The following is a 3,033-nucleotide window of genomic DNA, read 5'->3' as shown; positions in this document are numbered from 1 at the left end:
GTATCGGTGCTATGCTCGACATCGCTCAGTCCGGTTGATGATTTGGGATCTTTATCGATTGATCAGATCGCTCAACTCGGACTGAGTTCCCTTCAGGTGATCTACTATTCGGAACAGTTATTTAGAGCGTACTGGCGCTTAAAATATAAGCGAACAGAAGTTTCTATTACCCTCATGAAAGCGAGATTTTCCTGCAAGAGGAGCGAATGACTATTGTCAAATATCCTCGGCAGAGCCGAGGATGAGCGGTGAGAAATGACGAAAAGCGTTAGCTATCAACCCACACGACGTTGCTTAACCGCCGCAGCTAATTGACGCAACAGCACTTCAGTATCTTCCCAGCCGATACATGCATCAGTCACACTGCAACCATAAACCAGTGGTTCACCGTTTTCCAGACTCTGGTTGCCTTCTACCAGATGGCTTTCCACCATCACACCCGTGATAGCACGTTCACCACCCGCTATCTGCGCGCACACATCAGCCCCCACGTCCATCTGCTTCTTAAACTGTTTGCTGCTGTTGGCATGACTGAAATCGATCATCACCTGCGGGAGTAGTCCGGCTTTTTCCAGCCCATCCTTCACGGCGCTGACGTGCTCGGCGCTGTAATTCGGTGCTTTTCCGCCACGCAAAATAATGTGGCAATCGTTGTTGCCACTGGTGTTGACGATGGCAGAATGACCCCATTTGGTCACCGATAGGAAGCAGTGTGGCGCACTCGCGGCGTTAATGGCATCGATCGCCACTTTAATCGTGCCATCGGTGCCGTTTTTGAAGCCAACCGGGCAAGAGAGACCGGAAGCCAATTCGCGGTGTACCTGAGATTCCGTAGTGCGTGCGCCGATGGCACCCCAGCTCATCAGATCTGCCAGATACTGTGGCGATATCATGTCCAGGAACTCACCCGCAGCAGGTAACCCGCTATCGTTGATTTCCACCAGCAGTTGACGGGCAATACGCAATCCATCGTTAATCTGGAAGCTGTTATCCATGTGCGGATCGTTAATCAGTCCTTTCCAACCCACGGTGGTGCGCGGTTTCTCGAAATAGACACGCATCACGACTTCCAGCTCGTCGCTTAACTCGTTGCGCAGCGTGAGCAAACGGGCGGCGTATTCTTTTGCGGCCTTGGTATCGTGAATCGAGCATGGGCCAATCACCACCAGCAAACGATCGTCAGTACCATGCAGAATCTTGTGAATTGCCGAGCGGGTAAATGAGACCGTTTCTGCCGCACGTGCGGTAGCCGGAAATTTCTCCAGCAGAGCGACAGGAGGTAACAACTCTTTGATCTCTTTAATTCTTAAGTCATCATTTTGGTAATTCATCATTCATCCATCGATTCTTGCGCAGAACATGCCACATCTTGCCAATAGGAAACGGTTGCAGGGCGATTACCCTAGCGTTTAAAAACGGAACTGTTCATATTGCAGCGCACAAATGATAAGTCAAGCGTATGGCGTACCCACAACAACATCGCGTAATTTTACGCGATAAAATGCTGTTAGCTTACCGCTATGCCGCGTTTTCCAACGCGCACTTTACGCTCTGCGCTGTAGGTACTGATGGTGTTGGACGCTGGCGCGCTTCCTTGATCCACAACCAGGTGCCGTTGAGGGCGATACCGGTCAGGATCAGGTATTCCAACGCCATCACATAAACACCCTGGTAGGTGAAGATCACCACGCTGATAATGTTAACCACGACCCACAGAATCCAGTTCTCCACATACTTACGCGTCATCAAAACCATCGCTATCATGGAGAGCACCATCATGCTGGAATCCCAGAAGGGAAACGCATCCGGCTGCAATGTCGGCATGGTCACCTGCACCCCCATGCTCTGCATCACGGTCACCGCGACGCCAGTCAGCGCAGCAAACACCGCATCGATGTAGACGGTCATTAATCCAATCGTGAGCACACCCAGCGCTGACCAGGCAAGCAATCTGGGGAGTGGCAGCCAGCGTATTTTCAAGGCGATATCCTGCTGTTCCGTGCGCCGCGTCCAGGCATACCAACCATAAACATTGGCAACAAAGAAAAAGGTTTGCAGCAGCAGGCTGGCATAAAGCTGAATCTGGAAAAAAATAACGGCAAACAGTGAGACGTTGATCAATCCAAACAGGTAATTGATGGTTTTTTCCAGGCTGGCAAGCCAGATACAGAGCAGGCCGCACAGTGCGCCAATGGCTTCTATCCAGGAAAGATCGTACCCTCCCGCACCGAACGGGATATGAATCAAAATGTTGCTGGTACTAAAAAAGTCCATCTTGCCACCCCATGTTTATCGTCTAAATGAGGAAATCCTGCTTCTACCAGACTCCCAAACGGGGTATATGGTAGCAGTCGGTTAGCAAGAAGACACTTAATGTTTTACATACTAAACAAATAATGGGTAATTCGTTTAATTACTCTCTTTTGTTTAGCACACATAAAACTAACCGAACCAGCGATGCCAATAAATCGACAGCGGGATGATAAACAGCAGCGCAGGCAAGAAATTCACCACGGCGAACATTTTTATCTGCGCGATGCGCAACCCTACCGCCATCATGATAATGCCGCCACAGGCTGCAAAATCCCCCATGGTGATGTCATTCATAAACGGCATGATCAATTGCGCGGAAAAAAATAAGAGCGCCTGAACCAGAAATTGCGGCACGGCGATTGAAATCACTGCCGCACCGAGCGTGAAGGAAAAAATCAGCGCGGTGAACACATCCAGCGCCGATTTGATAATCAGCAGTTGATAGTCACCCGTCAGCCCTTCCGTCAGCGCGCCAACCACCCCCGTGCCGCTGGCACAGAACAGTACGATTAAGGCAGTAAAATTCTGTGTATCCGTCATTCCGCACCTGATTTTTCTTTTTTCGGGACTTGACGGTATTCTGAAGTTCTGAGTTTATTACTGCTTTTTGCAGACCAATCAGCATGAGTACTCCCCACGTTACCATCCGTAACCTTAGATCACTTAGGTCTCGTCGCTGCACTGTGCGATGAACTGAGTATTGCAAAAATGATCGATGCG

General features: G+C 49.9%; 3 protein-coding genes and 2 pseudogenes. 2 read left to right on the top strand and 3 right to left on the bottom strand.

The window, feature by feature from the left end; genetic code table 11:
• The coding region (locus ACTBDZ_RS16490) for a hypothetical protein (protein ID WP_438816105.1) at positions 1-210 on the top strand (210 nt) is incomplete at its 5' end.
• 65 nt (positions 211-275) lie between these two features.
• Here the strand turns inward: ACTBDZ_RS16490 and aroG are convergent.
• From aroG to ACTBDZ_RS16475, 3 genes and pseudogenes are all read right to left on the bottom strand, one after another.
• Positions 276-1,331 carry a 3-deoxy-7-phosphoheptulonate synthase AroG gene (gene aroG / locus ACTBDZ_RS16485; protein ID WP_438816104.1) on the bottom strand — a complete coding sequence of 352 codons (1,056 nt, stop codon included), beginning with the start codon at positions 1,329-1,331 and terminating at the stop codon, positions 276-278.
• 187 nt (positions 1,332-1,518) lie between these two features.
• Positions 1,519-2,274: a nicotinamide riboside transporter PnuC gene (gene pnuC / locus ACTBDZ_RS16480; protein WP_438816103.1), complete on the bottom strand. Its 756-nt coding sequence runs from the start codon at positions 2,272-2,274 to the stop codon at positions 1,519-1,521.
• Between the two features lie 168 nt (positions 2,275-2,442).
• Positions 2,443-2,844: pseudogene (locus tag ACTBDZ_RS16475) on the bottom strand (DUF554 family protein); the annotation flags it as partial.
• A gap of 92 nt (positions 2,845-2,936) precedes the next feature.
• Here ACTBDZ_RS16475 and ACTBDZ_RS16470 point away from each other — a divergent pair.
• Positions 2,937-3,033, top strand: a pseudogene (locus ACTBDZ_RS16470) (DUF4277 domain-containing protein); the annotation flags it as partial.

This window comes from Symbiopectobacterium sp. (assembly GCF_051710365.1).
Taxonomy (GTDB): Bacteria; Pseudomonadota; Gammaproteobacteria; order Enterobacterales; family Enterobacteriaceae; genus Symbiopectobacterium.
Note: the sequence above shows the minus strand (reverse complement) of the source record. Positions and strands in the feature narration are given on the sequence as shown.

Coding starts and splice junctions, on each gene's coding strand:
- aroG (WP_438816104.1), bottom strand. CDS start 1,331: ATGAATTACCAAAATGATGACTTAAGAATTAAAGAGATCAAAGAGTTG.
- pnuC (WP_438816103.1), bottom strand. CDS start 2,274: ATGGACTTTTTTAGTACCAGCAACATTTTGATTCATATCCCGTTCGGT.